The organism is Streptomyces sp. SID13031 (assembly GCF_010548305.1).
In the GTDB taxonomy this organism is placed as follows: domain Bacteria; phylum Actinomycetota; class Actinomycetes; order Propionibacteriales; family Kribbellaceae; genus Kribbella.
This window is the reverse complement of sequence record NZ_JAAGLV010000030.1, coordinates 57,864-72,633: the sequence shown is the minus strand read 5'-3', so window position 1 is coordinate 72,633 and position 14,770 is coordinate 57,864. Positions and strand designations below refer to the sequence as shown.

Genomic DNA, 14,770 nt, shown 5'->3' with positions numbered 1-14,770 from the left:
TGGTAGCTGGTTGTCTCGCGAGGACAAACCTGTCTACCTAAGGAGCTCCGCTGCTCCACGTTCAACACGCCCTTGACACCACACCAACTCCCCTAACTAACCGGCCTTGGGGTCAACCCCTCAAACGGCGGTGGGTGTCGGCTGGCCGGCGGGGTTGGCCCCCTCCCTCCGGATGATGGTGAACGGTCGTTTACTCTTAGGGTGAACGATTGTTCACCTTAAGCGGCCGCCCGACCGCGTTGTCTCGTGAGGACCTCTGTTGACCGTCCGTCCTGCTGCTCACCCACGCCTGGTGCTGGCCGTGCTCGCCTCCTGCGGCGTGCTCGTCGCGGTCATGCAGACGATCGTCGTCCCGCTGCTGCCGGAACTGCCCGCTCTGACCCACAGCAAGCCGGCCGACGTCAGCTGGCTGGTCACCGTGACGCTGCTGACCGGCGCGGTCTTCACGCCGCTGCTCGGCCGGGCCGGTGACATGTACGGCAAGCGCCGGGTGCTGCTCATCGCGCTCGGGTCGATGGTCCTGGGGTCGTTGTTCTGCGCCGTCAGCTCGGACCTGCCCGTACTGCTCCTCGGGCGCGCGTTCCAGGGCGCGGCGGTCGCCGTCGTCCCGCTGGGGATCAGCATCCTGCGCGACGAACTGCCGGCGGAGCGCATCATGCCGTCGATCGCGGTCATGAGCTCGACCCTGGGCGTCGGGGCCGCGTTCGGGATCCCCGCGGCGACGCTGGTGGTGGAGTACGCGAACTGGCACGCGATGTTCTGGATCTGCCTCGCGCTCGGGCTGCTCAACATTCTGGCCGTGCTGATCGTCGTCCCGGAGTCGTCGCTTCGCAGCAGCGGGCGGTTCGACGCGGTGGGCGCGCTCGGGCTGAGTGGGTTCCTCGTCTGCCTGCTGCTCGCGGTGTCGAAGGGGAGCGCGTGGGGCTGGGGTTCGCCCGCGACCGTCGGGTTGTTCGTCGGCGCCGTGGTGATCGTGCCGCTATGGGGCGCGTACGAGCTGCGCAGTGCGACGCCGCTGGTGGATCTGCGCGTCTCGGCCCGCCCGGCTGTGCTCTTCACCAACCTCGCGGCCCTGCTGATCGGCTTCGCCTTCTACGCCAACTCACTCAGTACTGCGCAACTCGTACAGGAGCCCAAGTCGACCGGCTACGGCCTCGGCGGGTCGATCGTGCTCAGCGGGCTGTGTCTGCTGCCCGGTGGTGTCGCGATGGCGTTGCTCTCACCCGTCTCGGCGCGACTCTCGAAGGCCCGCGGGCCGCGGTTCACGCTCGCCGTGGCGTCAGGACTGATGGCGCTCGGGTACATCGTCCGGCTGTTCACGAGCGAGAACCTGGCCGCGATCGTGGCCGGCGCCACGGTGGTCGCGGCCGGAACCGCCGTGGCGTATTCGGCACTGCCCGCCCTGATCATGCATGCTGTGCCCGTGACCGAAACGGCCGCGGCGAACGGACTCAACACCTTGATGCGCACGATCGGCCAGGCTGTCTGCAGCGCCCTCGTGGTGACAGTGCTGACCAATGTGGTCGCCACGCACGCCGGCGTCACCGCGCCGACCCTGCAGGCGTACCTGATCGTCTTCGTGATCGCCGGCGTCTGCGCGCTGGTCGCGGTCGGCCTGTCGCTGCTCATCCCGGCCCGTCGCGAGGTACCGGCCAGGCACCCGGAGCTGGTCGAAGCAGGTCGTACGACGTGACCGACGCCAGTCGCCCGGCCATCCTCAAGGCCGCCCGGCGTGCCTTCGCCCGCCAGCCCTATGCCGCGGTCACCCTGCGCGGCATCGCCGCCGACGCGAACGTGAGCGCCTCGCTGATCATCAAGCACTTCGGCGGCAAAGAAGCACTCTTCGACCAGGTGGCCGACTTCAGTGACGCCGCCGCCCTGTTACTGGCAGCACCGGACGCCGACCTCGGCCGGCACGCCGTCGAAACCCTGATCCGCTGGCGCCGCGAAACCGAGACCGATCTCCTGCTCCGGGTCATCTTCGCCATCGGCGTAGGCGACGAACGCAAACTCCTCCGCGAACACTTCCGCGACCAGGTGGTCCAAGCCTTCGCCCAACGCCTCACTGGCGACTGCACCGCAGTACGGGCCGAGTTGATCGTCGCCCACCTCCTCGGCCTCGGCGCCACCATCGCTGTTGACAAGGAGGGCCCGACCGCCACGGCCGACCCCTCCTTGATCGCGGATCTCTATGCCCCCGGGATCCAGTCGCTCATCGGCTAGTGCTCCGAGTGCTAGGGCGTCACGAACATCGTCGCCATCATGCCGGCGTCGGCGTGGCCGAGCAGGTGGCAGTGGTAGAGGAACCGGCCCGGGAAATCGGCGAAGCGCAGGATGATGCGGACGCGTTCGCCGGGCATCACGGTGACGCTGTCCTTCCAGCCTGATTCGAACGGCGCCGGCGGCCGCCCGTCGCGGTCCAGGATCTGGAAGCGGACCAGATGGGTGTGGAAGACGTGCGGGATCGGCAGGTCGGGGGTCTCGCCGTTGAAGATCGTCCAGACCTCGGTACTGCCGAGCTTCGGCCGGATGTCGATCCGGTCCGGGTCGAAGCTCTTGCCGTTGATCACCATCTCGCCGCTGCCCAGGTCCAGGTTGAGCTGGAAGTCGCGGTGCACCTTCGTGTGCGACTCCTTCAGCCGCTGGATCGGGACCAGCTTGGGCGGTAGCGGGGTCTGCTGGCTCTTGGCCTTGGTCACGTCGAAGCGGATCAGCTGCATCGGCGTACCGAAGACGGAGCTGTTCAGCACCAGTTGCGAGCCGACCGGGTACTTGCTGAAGTCAACGATCACCTCGGCGCGCTCGGACGGTGCCAACGGCAACTTCTGGACCGGTACCGGCGCGGCCAGCAGGCCGCCGTCGGTGCCGATCACGTGGAAGGTGTCGCCTGAGCCCAGGGTGAGCTCGTGCAGGCAGTCCGCCGACGACCCGTTGAGCAGCCGGAACCGGTAGCGCCGCTGCTCGACGGCGAAGAACGGACTCGGCCGGCCGTTGATCACGGCAACCTCCCCGGCGAACTCGCCGAGGTTCGGATCGGGCAGCCGGAACGAGCCGTCAGCGTTGAAGGACCGATCCTGGATCACCAGCGGTACGTCGTACTTGCCACTGGGCAACCCGAGCTTGTCCTCGGCCGGATCGGTGATCAGGTAGAGCCCGGTCAGCCCCTGGGTGGTGTTGAACGACTCGTGGTGGTGGACGTGGTCGTGGTACCAGAGTGTGGTGGCCTGCTGGCGGTTCGGGTACAGGTAGAAGCGGTCCTTGCCCGGGGCGATCTCCTGGCCCGGCAGGCCGTCCGAGCTGGACGGGACGTTGCCGCCGTGCAGGTGCACCGCCGCCTCGACCGGCAGCTTGTTGCGCTGGCGGATCACGATCGGGCGGTTCCGCCGGGTGCGGATCGTCGGGCCGGGGAAGACTCCGTTATAACCCCAGATGGGCGTCTTCAGGCCCGGTACGATCTCCTGCTTCGCGACCCGCATGGTGATGTCGTAGTAGTCGGTACCGGCGATGGTGAGCGTCGGCTTGAGTACCGGCGGGACCACCAGCGCGGTGTCGAACAGGGTGATCGCGGGTGCCGTCGCGGCGACGGCGGGCCGGGCGAACGCGCTGGTCAGCCGCTCGACCGGCAGCGCCGCGGCTGCTCCGGCGAGCAGGCCGAACTTCAGGACGTCTCTTCTCTTGGGCATCAGGCTTCTCCGTGAACGGGCAGTCCGATTCGACCGGTACTGCGGGGTGCTCGCCAGGGCACGCCGAACAGGACGGCGGCGATCAAGGTGAGCGCGAACGTGTAGCGAACGGTGACCAGGGCGACGCCGGTCAGGTGCGAGGCCAGCGACCCGGCGACCTGCTCGTCGAACAGCCAGCCATGCGCGAGGACCTCGGGGACACTCGCGATCCCGGCGGCGACCGCGGCTGCGACGGCGTACCCGATCCGGACGCGGGCGGTGTCGGCGGGCCACAGCGCCCGGACAGCCAGGGCGGCGATCAGAAGGACGACGATCGTCACCGGCAAAGCGAGCGTCGAGTCCCGCAAGAAATGCAGCAAAGGACTCAGCGTGTGAGGTGTTTCAGCTCCGCCGTGGCCGGCATGCTCGCCGACCGGACCCGCGGCGAGCTGCTGATCAGGCAGATAGACGTAGTGCAGCACCCAACCGGTTGTGTAGTTCTCGACCACCCCGAGCGCAACGATTCTCCAAACCATGGCTCCCCCTTCAGACTCACCCCCAACCCTGGTCGCCGAAGCACCCGCAGACATCGGTGGCAACTGCCCATCTCGTGGGACTGGGTGCCTACCCTGGGAGGACAGGCGTCTCACGGGTTGTCGGGCAATCTCAGTAATCGGGCAGGAATTCTGCTTCGGGCGTCTCGATCAGTAAGATTGCGGTCCAGGTCGAGAGGCGCTGCGACGGGCCCGGAGGGGTTCGCCACGCTCGGTCTGGTTCGACCGAGTAAGGGCGCCTCCGGAAACTCTTCTGGAGGTGGCCGAAGGTGACGGATCGTCAGACCGAGTTGCGCACCCTGCTCGACCAGCGGGTCGCGGTGCTGGACGGCGCCTGGGGCACCATGCTGCAGGGCGCGAACCTGTCGCCCGAGGACTACCAGGGTGACCGTTTCCTCGATCACACCCATGACGTGACCGGCGACCCGGACCTGCTCAACCTGATGCGCCCCGACGTGATCCTGGACGTCCACCGGCAGTACCTGGACGCCGGCGCCGACATCACCACCACCAACACCTTCACCGCGACCAGCATCGGCCAGGCCGACTACGGCCTGCAGTCGCTCGTGCGTGACATGAACCTCGAGGGCGCCCGGCTGGCCAGGCAGGCCGCCGACGAGGCCGGCGGCCGGTTCGTGGCCGGCTCGATCGGCCCGCTGAACGTCACCTTGTCCCTGTCGCCACGGGTCGAGGACCCGGCATACCGGGCGGTCTCCTTCGAGCAGGTCCGCGACTCGTACGCCGAGCAGATCTCCGCGCTGGCCGAGGGCGGGGTCGATCTGCTGCTGGTCGAGACGATCTTCGACACCCTGAACTGCAAGGCCGCGATCGCCGCCGCCCGCGAGGTCGCGCCCGAGCTGCCGCTGTGGATCTCGGTGACGATCGTCGACCTGTCCGGGCGGACGCTGTCCGGCCAGACCGTCGAGGCGTTCTGGAGCTCGGTCGAGCACGCGAAGCCGCTCGTCGTCGGCGTGAACTGCTCGCTCGGTGCCGCCGAGATGCGCCCCCACGTCGCCGACCTGGCCCGGTTCGCCGACACGTACGTCGCCTCCCACCCGAACGCGGGCCTCCCGAACGCTTTCGGCGGGTACGACGAGACGCCGGACGAGACGGCCGGGATGCTCGGCGAGTTCGCGGAGTCCGGCCTGGTCAACATCGTCGGCGGCTGCTGCGGTACGACGCCGGCCCACATCGCTCAGATCGCGAAGTCGGTCAAGGGGATGAAGCCGCGCGAGGTGGTCGCGCCGTACGAGCAGACCAGGTTCAGCGGGCTGGAGCCGTTCTCGATCGGGCCGGACACCGGGTTCGTGATGATCGGCGAGCGCACCAACGTGACCGGCTCGGCGCGGTTCCGCCGGCTGATCGAGTCCGACAACCACCAGGCCGCGGTCGACGTGGCGCTGGAGCAGGTCCGCGGTGGCGCGAACCTGCTGGACGTGAACATGGACGCCGACCTGCTCGACAGCGAGCAGGCGATGACGACCTTCCTCAACCTGGTCGCGACCGAGCCCGAGGTGGCCCGGATCCCGATCATGATCGACAGCTCGAAGTGGTCCGTTCTCGAGGCCGGGCTGAAATGCGTGCAGGGCAAGGGCGTGGTCAACTCGATCAGCCTGAAGGAGGGCGAGGAGGAGTTCCTCGAGCGCGCCCAGCGGATCCGAGACTACGGCGCCGGCGCGGTGGTGATGGCCTTTGACGAGCAGGGCCAGGCCGACACCGTCGAGCGCAAGGTGGCCATCTGCGGTCGCGCGTACGACCTGCTGACGCAGAAGCTCGGCTTCCCGCCCGAGGACATCATCTTCGACCCGAACGTGCTCGCCGTCGCCACCGGCATGTCCGAGCACAACGGCTACGCGAAGAACTTCATCGAGGCGCTGCCGCTGATCAAGCAGCGCTGTCCGGGCGTCCACATCAGCGGCGGTATCTCGAACCTGTCCTTCTCGTTCCGCGGCAACGACATCGTCCGCGAAGCGATGCACTCCTCCTTCCTGTACCACGCGGGCAAGGTCGGCCTGGACATGGGAATCGTCAACGCCGGCCAGCTCGCGGTCTACCAGGACATCCCGGCGGACCTGCTGGAACTCGTCGAGGACGTCATCTTCGACCGGCGCGACGACGCCACCGACCGCCTCGTCAGCTTCGCGGAGAACGTGAAGGGCAAGGGCACCCAGCGCGAGATCGATCTGACCTGGCGCGAGGGCACCGTCGAGGAGCGGCTGTCGCACGCGCTCGTGCACGGCATCGTGGACTTCATCGAGGACGACACCGAAGAGGCCCGGCTGACCCGCAAGCGGCCGCTCGAGGTGATCGAGGGCCCGCTGATGGACGGGATGAAGATCGTCGGCGACCTGTTCGGCGCGGGCAAGATGTTCCTGCCCCAGGTGGTGAAGAGCGCGCGCGTGATGAAGCGCTCGGTCGCCTACCTCGAGCCGTTCATGGAGGCCGAGAAGGAGCTGGCCCGGCTGGAGGGGCGGACCGAGGACGTCCGCGGCCAGGGCAAGGTCGTGCTCGCGACGGTCAAGGGCGACGTGCACGACATCGGCAAGAACATCGTCGGCGTGGTGCTCGGCTGCAACAACTACGAGGTGATCGACCTCGGCGTGATGGTGCCGGCGGCAAGGATCCTCGACACGGCCATTGCCGAGGGCGCCGATGTGGTCGGCCTGTCCGGGCTGATCACGCCGTCGCTGGACGAGATGGTCGCCGTCGCCGCCGAGATGGATCGGCGCGGGCTCAAACTTCCTTTGCTGGTGGGCGGTGCGACGACGTCCAAGCAGCACACCGCGGTACGGATCGCACCGGCGTACGAGAACACGACGGTGCACGTGCTGGACGCGTCCCGGGTGGTCGGGGTGGTCTCCGACCTGCTCGACGACGATCGCGCCGAAGAGCTTGCCGTCAGCAACCGTGCGGCCCAGGAGATCCTGCGCGAGCAGCACGCGAACAAGCAGCGCAAGCCGATGCTGACCGTCGAGCAGGCCCGGGCCAACCGGGAGACCGTCGACTACGGCGAGATCCCGGTGCCCGAGTTCGTCGGGTTGCGCAAGGTGTCACCCGACCTGGAGACGCTGCGGGCGATGGTCGACTGGCAGTTCCTCTTCCTGGCCTGGGAGCTGAAGGGCAAGTACCCGGCGATCCTGGAGCAGCCGGTCGCGCGGGAGCTCTTCGACGACGCCAACACGATGCTCGACCAGATCATCGCCGAGGGTTCGTTCACCGCCAAGGGCGCGTACGCGTACTGGAAGGCGCACAGCGAGGGTGACGACATCATCCTCGACGACCTGGACGCGTCGTTCCCGATGCTGCGGCAGCAGACCCAGAAGCCCGAGGGCCGCGAGAACCGCTGCCTGTCCGACTACATCGCGCCGGCCGGTGACCATCTCGGTGGGTTCGCTGTGGCGATCCACGGCGCGGAGGAGTTGGCGGCGAAGTACGAGGCACTGCAGGACGACTACAAGGCGATCATGGTGAAGGCGCTGGCCGACCGGCTCGCCGAGGCGTTCGCCGAGTGGATCCACCTGGAGGCGCGCAAGGGCTGGTTCGAGCCGGACGCGGAGCCGCTGCTGGAAGACCTGCACGCGGAGCGTTTCCGCGGCATCCGCCCGGCCCTGGGCTACCCGGCGAGCCCGGACCACAGCGAGAAGGAACTGCTCTTCCAGCTGCTCGAAGCGGACCAGCTCGGTCTCGCGCTGACCGAGTCCTATGCGATGACGCCCGCGGCGGCGGTCAGCGGCCTGATCTTCGCGAGCCCGTCGGCGAAGTACTTCAGCGTCGGCCGGGTCGGCAAGGACCAGGTCACCGACTACGCCAAGCGACGCAACATGTCGCTGGCAGAACTGGAACGCTGGCTCCGCCCCAACCTCGCCTACGACCCGGATTAAAGGCGGGCTCCAGCAGCGTTCCTCGATCTACAGTGACCAGATGACGGTCATGCTGCGCGCCGCGGTCGAGGCTGATGCCGATGCGATCGCCTCGATCTGGTACTCCGGCTGGGGCGACGGGCATATCGGGAACGTGCCGGACGAGTTGGTCGCGGTCCGTACCAAGGAGTCGTTCTGGGAGCGGGTGCCGGGGCGGATCTCCGACACGACCATCGCGCTTGCCGGTGACGAGGTGGCTGGATTCGTGATGGTGGTGGGGGACGAGGTCGAGCAGGTCTACGTGTCGGTCGAGCACCGCGGGTCGGGGATCGCGGGCACGTTGATTGCCGAGGCCGAGCATCAGGTCAAGGCGAACGGTCATGACGAGGCGTGGCTCGCGGTGGCCACCGGCAACGCCCGGGCCCGGCGCTTCTACGAACGCAGTGGCTGGGCGGACGGTGGCGCCTTCGACTATCCCGCTGGTACCGACGACAGGCCCATCCCGGTGCCGTGTCACCGGTACGTGAAGAAGATCTAGATGGACTTCCTGGAGCGTGAGCCGCTGCTGGCGACGCTGCGGGAGATCGAGCCTGGGGCGATGGTGTTCGTCGCGGGCGAGGCCGGGATCGGCAAGACCTCGCTGGTCCGCGCTTTCTGCGCGGACCGGCCGGTGGTGCGCTACGGCTTCTGTGACGCCCTCGGTACGCCGAGAGCCCTCGGCCCGCTGCATGACATCGCTCGGGCGAGCCACGATCCGGCTGGAGCCGCACTGGCCGGCCTGCTCGCGGCAGGAGCCGACCGGCACACGCTCTTCACCGCATTCCTCGACCTGTTGGCCGCCGGACCCTCAGTGATCGTCGTGGAAGACGCGCACTGGGCAGACGAGGCGACACTCGACCTGCTGCTCTTCGTCGGCCGCCGCATCGACGAGCTGCCTGCACTCGTCCTGGTCACCTACCGCTCGGAGGAGGTCGGCCGCGACCACCCACTGCGCCGTGTACTAGGCGACCTGGCCACCGCCCGACCTGTACGCCGGCTGCAGGTGCCCGCACTGACTCCGGCGGCAGTGGCGGCCCTGGCTGAGCCACTCGAGCTGGACGCTGATCAGTTGTTCGCAGTGACCGGCGGCAACCCGTTCTTCGTCACCGAGGCGCTCAGTGCGCCGGGTGAGGAGCTACCGGCCACCGTGCGCGATGCCGTACTGGCTAGAGCCGCGAGGCTCGGGGCTGAGGCTCGAGCTGTGCTGGATGTCGTCTCGCTCGTACCGGACCGGGCCGAGCTCGCTCTGGCCGGCAGTGGCGTTGAGGAGTGCATCGAGTCCGGGATGCTCCTGCTCGAAGGGCGGACCGTGCGCTTCCGGCACGAGCTGGCCAGGCGCGCGATCGAGTCCGACGTACCGGCTGTGCGGTTGCCTGTGCTGCATGGGCAGGTGCTGGACTACCTGACCGGGGTGGAGGACGTGGACCTGGCGCGGCTGTCGTACCACGCGGAGGCGGCTGGGGATCGTGCTGCAGCGCTGCATTACGCGCCGCTGGCCGGTCGGCGGGCAGCCGAGGTCGGTGCCTACCGGCAAGCGGCAGAGCACTACGCACGGGCGCTGCGGCACGTCAGTGGAGCCCCAGCTGAGCTGCAGGCCGAGCTGTGGCAGGACAGGGCGGAGGCGTGTGACAACAGCGGCTACCTGTCCGAGTCGGTCGATGCCGCCGAGCGAGCTGCTGCGCTCTGGGCTTCCATGGGTGAGGTGGACAAGCAGGGCGTAGTGATGGCCCGCTGCTCGCACGTGTTGTGGAAGGCGGGCCGCAATACCGAGGCACACGCGAAGGCGCGGGAGGCAGTCGCACTCCTCGAGGCCGGCCCGCCGGGGCCAGGACTCGCCACGGCGTACGCAGCCTTGGCCCGGCTGCTCATGCTTGGCCGGGACATGCCGGGTGCGATCGCGCTCGGTACCAGGGCAGCGGAGTACGCCGAACAGTTCGGTGACATCCAGACGCTCGGGCGTGCTCTCAACGCGGTCGGCAGTGCGCATTGGCTGACGGATCCAGAGCGGGCGGTGGAGCTGCTGCTGGCGAGCCTGGAAGCGGCGGGCAGGGCCGAGGACCAGGCGGGCGCGGCCTTGGCGATGACCAACCTCGGCTCCGGCGCGGGAGAGGTACGCCGGTACGCGGTGGCCGACCACTGGCTCGCGGCAACCATCGAGTGGTGTTCCGCACGCGACCTGGATGCCTCGCTGGCTTATGCGAAGGCGTGGCAGGGCCGGAGTCAGTTCGAGCAGGGCAACTGGTCCGAGGCGGCGGCCAAGGCCAGTGAAGTGCTCACTGTGCATTCGCAGCACGTGCCGTCGCACATCGTGGCCAACACTGTGCTCGGGCGGCTGCGGGCTCGCCGTGGTGACCCGGATGCGGAGACACCGTTGCGACGCGGGTGGGAACTCGCAGTACAGACAGGGGATTTGCAGCGGTTGTGGCCGGCGGCTGCGGCGCTGGCCGAGAACGCTTGGCTGGTTGGGAGTCCTGAGCTGATCGAGGGGCTGGTTGCGGGGACCTATGAGCATGCGCTGGTGCTGAGGCATCCATGGGCGGTGGGGGAGTTGGCATACCTGCTGCGGCTTGGTGGGGTTGAGACCGAGCTGCCGGAGTACGTTGCTCAGCCTTATCTGACTGGGGAGGGATGGCGGGAGCTTGGGTGCCCGTACGAAGCGGCTCTGGCGTTGGCGGCGAGTGAGGATCCTGAGCAGCAGGTAGATGGGTTGTTCCAGCTGCAGCAGCTTGGCGCGTGGCCCGCGGCTGAGATCGTGGCGCGAAGTCTGCGCCAGAACGGGGTTCAGCGATTGCCGCGCCGGCCGCGCGGGACTACTCGGGAGAACCCCGCGCATCTGACCGACCGCGAGACCGAAGTACTGGCCCTGCTGGCTGAGGATCTACGGAACGTGGACATCGGTGCGCGGCTGCACATCTCTCCGAAGACTGTGGATCACCACGTGTCGTCGATCCTCGGCAAGCTGGGTGTCTCGTCGCGGCAGGAAGCGGCCGAGTGGGTTCGGCGGGCTACCTGATCTGCAGCTTCCGGGTGGCCGGCACGATCAGCAGGAGGGCCGCGCAGGCCAGGCCCATTCCGAAGGCGAAGACCATCAGCGGCCGTTCTCCGGTCAGCGACGCCAGGGGCCCAGCGAGCGTCCGGCCGAGTGCCATGGTGACCAGTGAGCCGGCGACGTCGTACGCGTAGACGCGGTTGAGCAGTGCGGCTGGGATCTGGGTCTGGACTGTGGTGGACCAGATGACCGACCAGAAGGCGAGCCCGGCTCCGGCGACGGCCCAGCCGATGATCAGCGTGGTCAGGCTCGGGTGCAACGCGGGGATGAGCGGGTAGATCGCGAACAGCGCCCAGCCGGCCGAGCCGACGGCGAGTGGACGGCGTGGACGGATCCGGATCGCCAGTGTGCCGCCGATCGCTCCACCTGCGCCGAAGGCGGCCAGCCCGATGCCCAGCGCGGCCGAATCGAGTGTCGACAAGATCAGGTCCGCACCGACCGGCAGGGAGACTCCGACGACGAAACACCCGTACAGCAAGAAGATCGTGATCACGCTGAACAACCAGCGCCGGGCCCGGAACTCCTGCCAGCCTTCGACCAGCTGACTCAGGAAGGGCGCTCCCGCCGCCGGCTGTGCGCCCGGCAACTTCAGCGCGAACAAGCAGAGCGCGCTGATCGCATAGGTGCCCGAGTAGATCGCGAACACGACGCTGGGCCCGGACACGCTGACCAGTACTCCGGCCGCCGCCGGGCCGAGCACGAATGCCATCGATTCGGCGATCCGGAGAATCCCGTTGGCCCGCTGCACGTCGTCGGCGACCTGCGGGACCATGCTGGCCACGCCCGGCTGGAACATCGCGGTCGCGATGCCGCTGAGGAACTGCAGTACGACGATCGTCGCCAGGGTCGGCGTGCCAAGCGCGAACAGCACGGCGATGCCTGCCTGGATGACGAACCGCACAACGTCGGCGATCACCATCATCCGGCGGGCGGTGAACCGGTCCGCCAGGACGCCGCCGACGAGCATGCACAGGGCGACCGCGGCCGTCCAGGAACCGAGCGCGTAGCCGACCCCGGCGGCGCCGTACCCGGCCTGGAGCACGCCGACCGACAAGGCGACCGGCAGCATCGCGTCACCGAGCAACGAGGTGGTGCGCGCCCCGAAGTACAGGCGGAAGTTCGGCGACCACGGCGAGCGGGTCGGTGCAACCACGGTGGGTAGATCGGTCGCGCAGCTCATCGTTTCGACTCCCAGGGATATATCAGCGACTGGTGATGAGTCGATAAGATATCATCGAGGGATGATACGAGGTCAAGGTGTTTCCTTGCCGCTGATGCTCGAGGTCGGCCGGGCGCTGAGTTGCGAGAACCGGCTCTCCCTGCTGACGGCGCTGGCCGACGGTGAGGCGACGGTGACTGAGCTGGTCAGCCACACCGGCAGCACCCAGCCGAACGTGTCGAACCACCTGGCCGTCCTGAGGTCCGTCGGGCTCGTCGCCAGTCAGCGCAGCGGTCGCACGGTCCGCTATGAGCTGGCGTCGCCCGAGGTCGGCAACCTGGTCAAGGCCCTGGTGGCGGTCGCCCAAGATGGGGAGCTGGCGGCCCGAACATAGGGAGCTGCTCCCGATGGCCCGGCGGCCGCTGATCGGCAGAGTTCGTGATGGGAGGCGAAAGGCGCCTCCGGACTCGCGAAAGGCACTGCTGATGACTCGCTACCTGGTGGAGCGCAACTTCCCCGAGGGTCTGTCCATCCCGATCGACGACCGAGGCGCCAAAGCGTGTCTCAACGTCGTCGACGGCAACGCGCAGCACGACGTCACCTGGGTGCACTCCTACGTGTCGCCCGACCACGGCACGACGTACTGCGTGTACGACGGCCCGTCCCCGGAGGCGATCCGGGCGGCGGCCGAGACCAACGGCCTGCCGGTCACCAAGATCACCGAGGTCCGGGTGCTCGACCCGTACTTCTACCACTGACCGGAGCCGCAGGTTTCCCCTGAAGTTGGCACCACCTGGGTGGCGACAGGTGGAGCCGGGGTTAGTTTGCTTTTGCAAGCATTTTGGCCCCGTTCATGGGAGAGAGCATGTTCAACCGTTCCTGGCGCCGTCCGTCGCGCCGGCTGATCCTCACCGGGATCGCCACCCTGACCGTCGCCTCCGTGGCCGGCGGCGCCGCGTACTCCGCGGGGGTGGCGTCCCAGCAGCCGGCGATCCAGACGTCGACGCCCCGGTCCGAGAAGCAGGTCACCAACATCGACGTCCTGCGCCAGCAGCTCCGCAACTACTACGGCGATCCGCTGGGCAGCGGCAACTTCGCGGCGGACAGCAACTACGCCAAGGAGGCCAGCTCGGTCGCCGCGGACGGCAAGCGCTTCATCGCGGGCCGCCACCACACCCGCGGTACCAGGGCGATCCTGCTCGACGTCGACGACACCTCGCTGGCCACCTGGAACTACGAGATCGCCAGCAACTGGGCGTTCAACCCCGGTACCAACGGCACCTTCGTGACCGAGCAGCGGTTCCCGGCGGTCCCGGGCATGGTCGACCTGGTCAAGTCGGCCGAGCGTGAGGGGTACGCGATCTTCTTCCTGACCGGTCGTGGCGCGGCCCAGGAGCAGGCGACCCTGGGCAACCTGACCGCTGACGGCGTGGGCGTCGACGCGGGCTACCCGAAGCCGACCGGCTTGCCCAACGGCGAGGACGGGCTGTTCACCAAGCCGGCGCTCGCCGACTACCCGGCGTACCTGAAGACGGCCTGCGCGAGCGACCCGAACGGCGCCTGCACGACGATCCACTACAAGTCCGCCACCCGGGCCCACATCGAGTCCCTCGGCTACGACATCGTCGCCAACTTCGGCGACCAGTTCAGCGACCTCAAGGGCGGCTACGCCGACCGCACCTTCAAGCTCCCGAACCCGAACTACTACCTGCCCTGATCGACCAGCGGCCCGCCCGGGAGCTCACGGCGCGAAGACGCGTCCCACGAGCGGTCAGCGGGGGAGGACGCCGGTCAGGACGGTTTGCAGGATCTCGCGCAGGGCGGGCCCGAACGTGATCCGGAAGTTGGCGATCGCGGGGTCCGCCTCGTAGGCCGCGAGGATCGCGGCCGACGGGTGGGAGTGGGTCCAGAGGACGCCGGTGAGCATCACGGCCGCCGCGATGAACCGGGCGGCGCCGTCCTCGCCCAGCTCGGGGACCCGGGCGTTGACGTGCTGGATCAGGAGGCCGTAGTTCGCGATCGAGCTGCGCTTGAACTCGGTCGCGATCTCGACCGAGATGTTGTGCTCCAGTACTGCGGCCTGCGCGCTGGTCAGTGCGCACAGCATCGGCCGTGACTCCAGCGTCGCGACGATCGCGTCGGCCAGCTGACCGGCGCGATCGCCGACCGGTGCGGACGGGTCGACGGTCGCGGTGAGTTCCTGGTCGAGCTGGTCGATCCAGTCCCGCGTCTCCACGTCGAGCAGTTCCAGCAGGACGGCCTCGCGGGAGTCGAAGTAGTTCAGGACGTTCGACTTGGCCAGGCCGACGCGGCGGCTCAGCTCGTTCAGGCTGAGCTGGGCGACCGGCAGCTCGGCCAGCATCGTGGCCGCGGTGCTGAGGATCGCCCGGCGGCGCTCGGCGCGCTGCTCCTCGCTGCGGGCGCGCTGGAAGCTCGTCATATTCACA

Annotated in this window: 12 protein-coding genes; 8 read left to right on the top strand and 4 right to left on the bottom strand. The window is 68.3% G+C overall.

Annotated features, from left to right (window positions below; all coding sequences use genetic code 11):
- The first annotated feature begins 259 nt into the window (after positions 1 to 259).
- Both G3I17_RS37730 and G3I17_RS37725 read left to right on the top strand, forming a co-directional pair.
- Complete coding sequence (locus G3I17_RS37730) at positions 260 to 1,693, top strand: MFS transporter (RefSeq protein WP_239063302.1); 1,434 nt, start codon at positions 260 to 262, stop codon at positions 1,691 to 1,693.
- A complete protein-coding gene (locus G3I17_RS37725) occupies positions 1,690 to 2,223 on the top strand; it encodes a TetR/AcrR family transcriptional regulator (protein ID WP_164603937.1) in 534 nt (177 codons plus the stop codon). Before G3I17_RS37730 ends, G3I17_RS37725 begins: the two co-directional genes overlap by 4 nt.
- Before the next feature lie 11 nt (positions 2,224 to 2,234).
- Here the strand turns inward: G3I17_RS37725 and G3I17_RS37720 are convergent, their stop codons facing one another.
- On the bottom strand, positions 2,235 to 3,683 hold the full coding sequence (locus tag G3I17_RS37720) for a multicopper oxidase domain-containing protein (RefSeq protein WP_164603935.1): 1,449 nt from the start codon (positions 3,681 to 3,683) through the stop codon (positions 2,235 to 2,237).
- On the bottom strand, positions 3,683 to 4,198 hold the full coding sequence (locus G3I17_RS37715) for a hypothetical protein (protein ID WP_164603933.1): 516 nt from the start codon (positions 4,196 to 4,198) through the stop codon (positions 3,683 to 3,685). The genes G3I17_RS37720 and G3I17_RS37715 overlap by 1 nt, the downstream gene beginning before the upstream one ends.
- 287 nt (positions 4,199 to 4,485) lie before the next feature.
- Here G3I17_RS37715 and metH point away from each other — a divergent pair, with 287 nt between their 5' ends.
- The 3 genes from metH to G3I17_RS37700 are packed head-to-tail and all read left to right on the top strand — an operon-like array spanning position 4,486 to position 11,128.
- On the top strand, positions 4,486 to 8,097 hold the full coding sequence (gene metH / locus G3I17_RS37710) for a methionine synthase (RefSeq protein ID WP_164603931.1): 3,612 nt from the start codon (positions 4,486 to 4,488) through the stop codon (positions 8,095 to 8,097).
- A 40-nt stretch (positions 8,098 to 8,137) separates the two neighbouring features.
- Complete coding sequence (locus tag G3I17_RS37705; protein ID WP_164603923.1) at positions 8,138 to 8,614, top strand: GNAT family N-acetyltransferase; 477 nt, start codon at positions 8,138 to 8,140, stop codon at positions 8,612 to 8,614.
- A complete protein-coding gene (locus G3I17_RS37700; RefSeq protein ID WP_164603921.1) occupies positions 8,615 to 11,128 on the top strand; it encodes a LuxR family transcriptional regulator in 2,514 nt (837 codons plus the stop codon).
- Here G3I17_RS37700 and G3I17_RS37695 read toward each other — a convergent pair.
- Positions 11,121 to 12,344 (bottom strand): MFS transporter, encoded by a 1,224-nt coding sequence (locus G3I17_RS37695; protein WP_164603920.1) that lies wholly within the window; start codon positions 12,342 to 12,344, stop codon positions 11,121 to 11,123. The genes G3I17_RS37700 and G3I17_RS37695 overlap by 8 nt on opposite strands.
- Positions 12,345 to 12,438: 94 nt before the next feature.
- Here G3I17_RS37695 and G3I17_RS37690 point away from each other — a divergent pair, with 94 nt between their 5' ends.
- From G3I17_RS37690 to G3I17_RS37680, 3 genes are all read left to right on the top strand, one after another.
- Positions 12,439 to 12,717 (top strand): metalloregulator ArsR/SmtB family transcription factor, encoded by a 279-nt coding sequence (locus tag G3I17_RS37690; RefSeq protein WP_203591302.1) that lies wholly within the window; start codon positions 12,439 to 12,441, stop codon positions 12,715 to 12,717.
- A 91-nt stretch (positions 12,718 to 12,808) separates the two neighbouring features.
- Positions 12,809 to 13,081, top strand: a complete 273-nt coding sequence (locus G3I17_RS37685) for a DUF4242 domain-containing protein (protein WP_164603916.1) — start codon at positions 12,809 to 12,811, stop codon at positions 13,079 to 13,081.
- Between the two features lie 107 nt (positions 13,082 to 13,188).
- Positions 13,189 to 14,040, top strand: a complete 852-nt coding sequence (locus tag G3I17_RS37680) for an HAD family acid phosphatase (protein ID WP_164603914.1) — start codon at positions 13,189 to 13,191, stop codon at positions 14,038 to 14,040.
- 54 nt (positions 14,041 to 14,094) lie between these two features.
- On the opposite strand, the gene G3I17_RS37675 is transcribed toward G3I17_RS37680, so the two are convergent.
- On the bottom strand, positions 14,095 to 14,763 hold the full coding sequence (locus G3I17_RS37675) for a TetR/AcrR family transcriptional regulator (protein ID WP_164603912.1): 669 nt from the start codon (positions 14,761 to 14,763) through the stop codon (positions 14,095 to 14,097).
- Between the last annotated feature and the right edge of the window lie 7 nt (positions 14,764 to 14,770).

Excerpts from the sequence above, each read along its gene's own strand:
- G3I17_RS37720 (WP_164603935.1), bottom strand. The coding sequence starts at position 3,683 with ATGCCCAAGAGAAGAGACGTCCTGAAGTTCGGCCTGCTCGCCGGAGCA.
- G3I17_RS37715 (WP_164603933.1), bottom strand. The coding sequence starts at position 4,198 with ATGGTTTGGAGAATCGTTGCGCTCGGGGTGGTCGAGAACTACACAACC.
- G3I17_RS37705 (WP_164603923.1), top strand. The coding sequence starts at position 8,138 with ATGACGGTCATGCTGCGCGCCGCGGTCGAGGCTGATGCCGATGCGATC.
- G3I17_RS37700 (WP_164603921.1), top strand. The coding sequence starts at position 8,615 with ATGGACTTCCTGGAGCGTGAGCCGCTGCTGGCGACGCTGCGGGAGATC.
- G3I17_RS37695 (WP_164603920.1), bottom strand. The coding sequence starts at position 12,344 with ATGAGCTGCGCGACCGATCTACCCACCGTGGTTGCACCGACCCGCTCG.
- G3I17_RS37690 (WP_203591302.1), top strand. The coding sequence starts at position 12,439 with ATGCTCGAGGTCGGCCGGGCGCTGAGTTGCGAGAACCGGCTCTCCCTG.
- G3I17_RS37685 (WP_164603916.1), top strand. The coding sequence starts at position 12,809 with ATGACTCGCTACCTGGTGGAGCGCAACTTCCCCGAGGGTCTGTCCATC.
- G3I17_RS37680 (WP_164603914.1), top strand. The coding sequence starts at position 13,189 with ATGTTCAACCGTTCCTGGCGCCGTCCGTCGCGCCGGCTGATCCTCACC.
- G3I17_RS37675 (WP_164603912.1), bottom strand. The coding sequence starts at position 14,763 with ATGACGAGCTTCCAGCGCGCCCGCAGCGAGGAGCAGCGCGCCGAGCGC.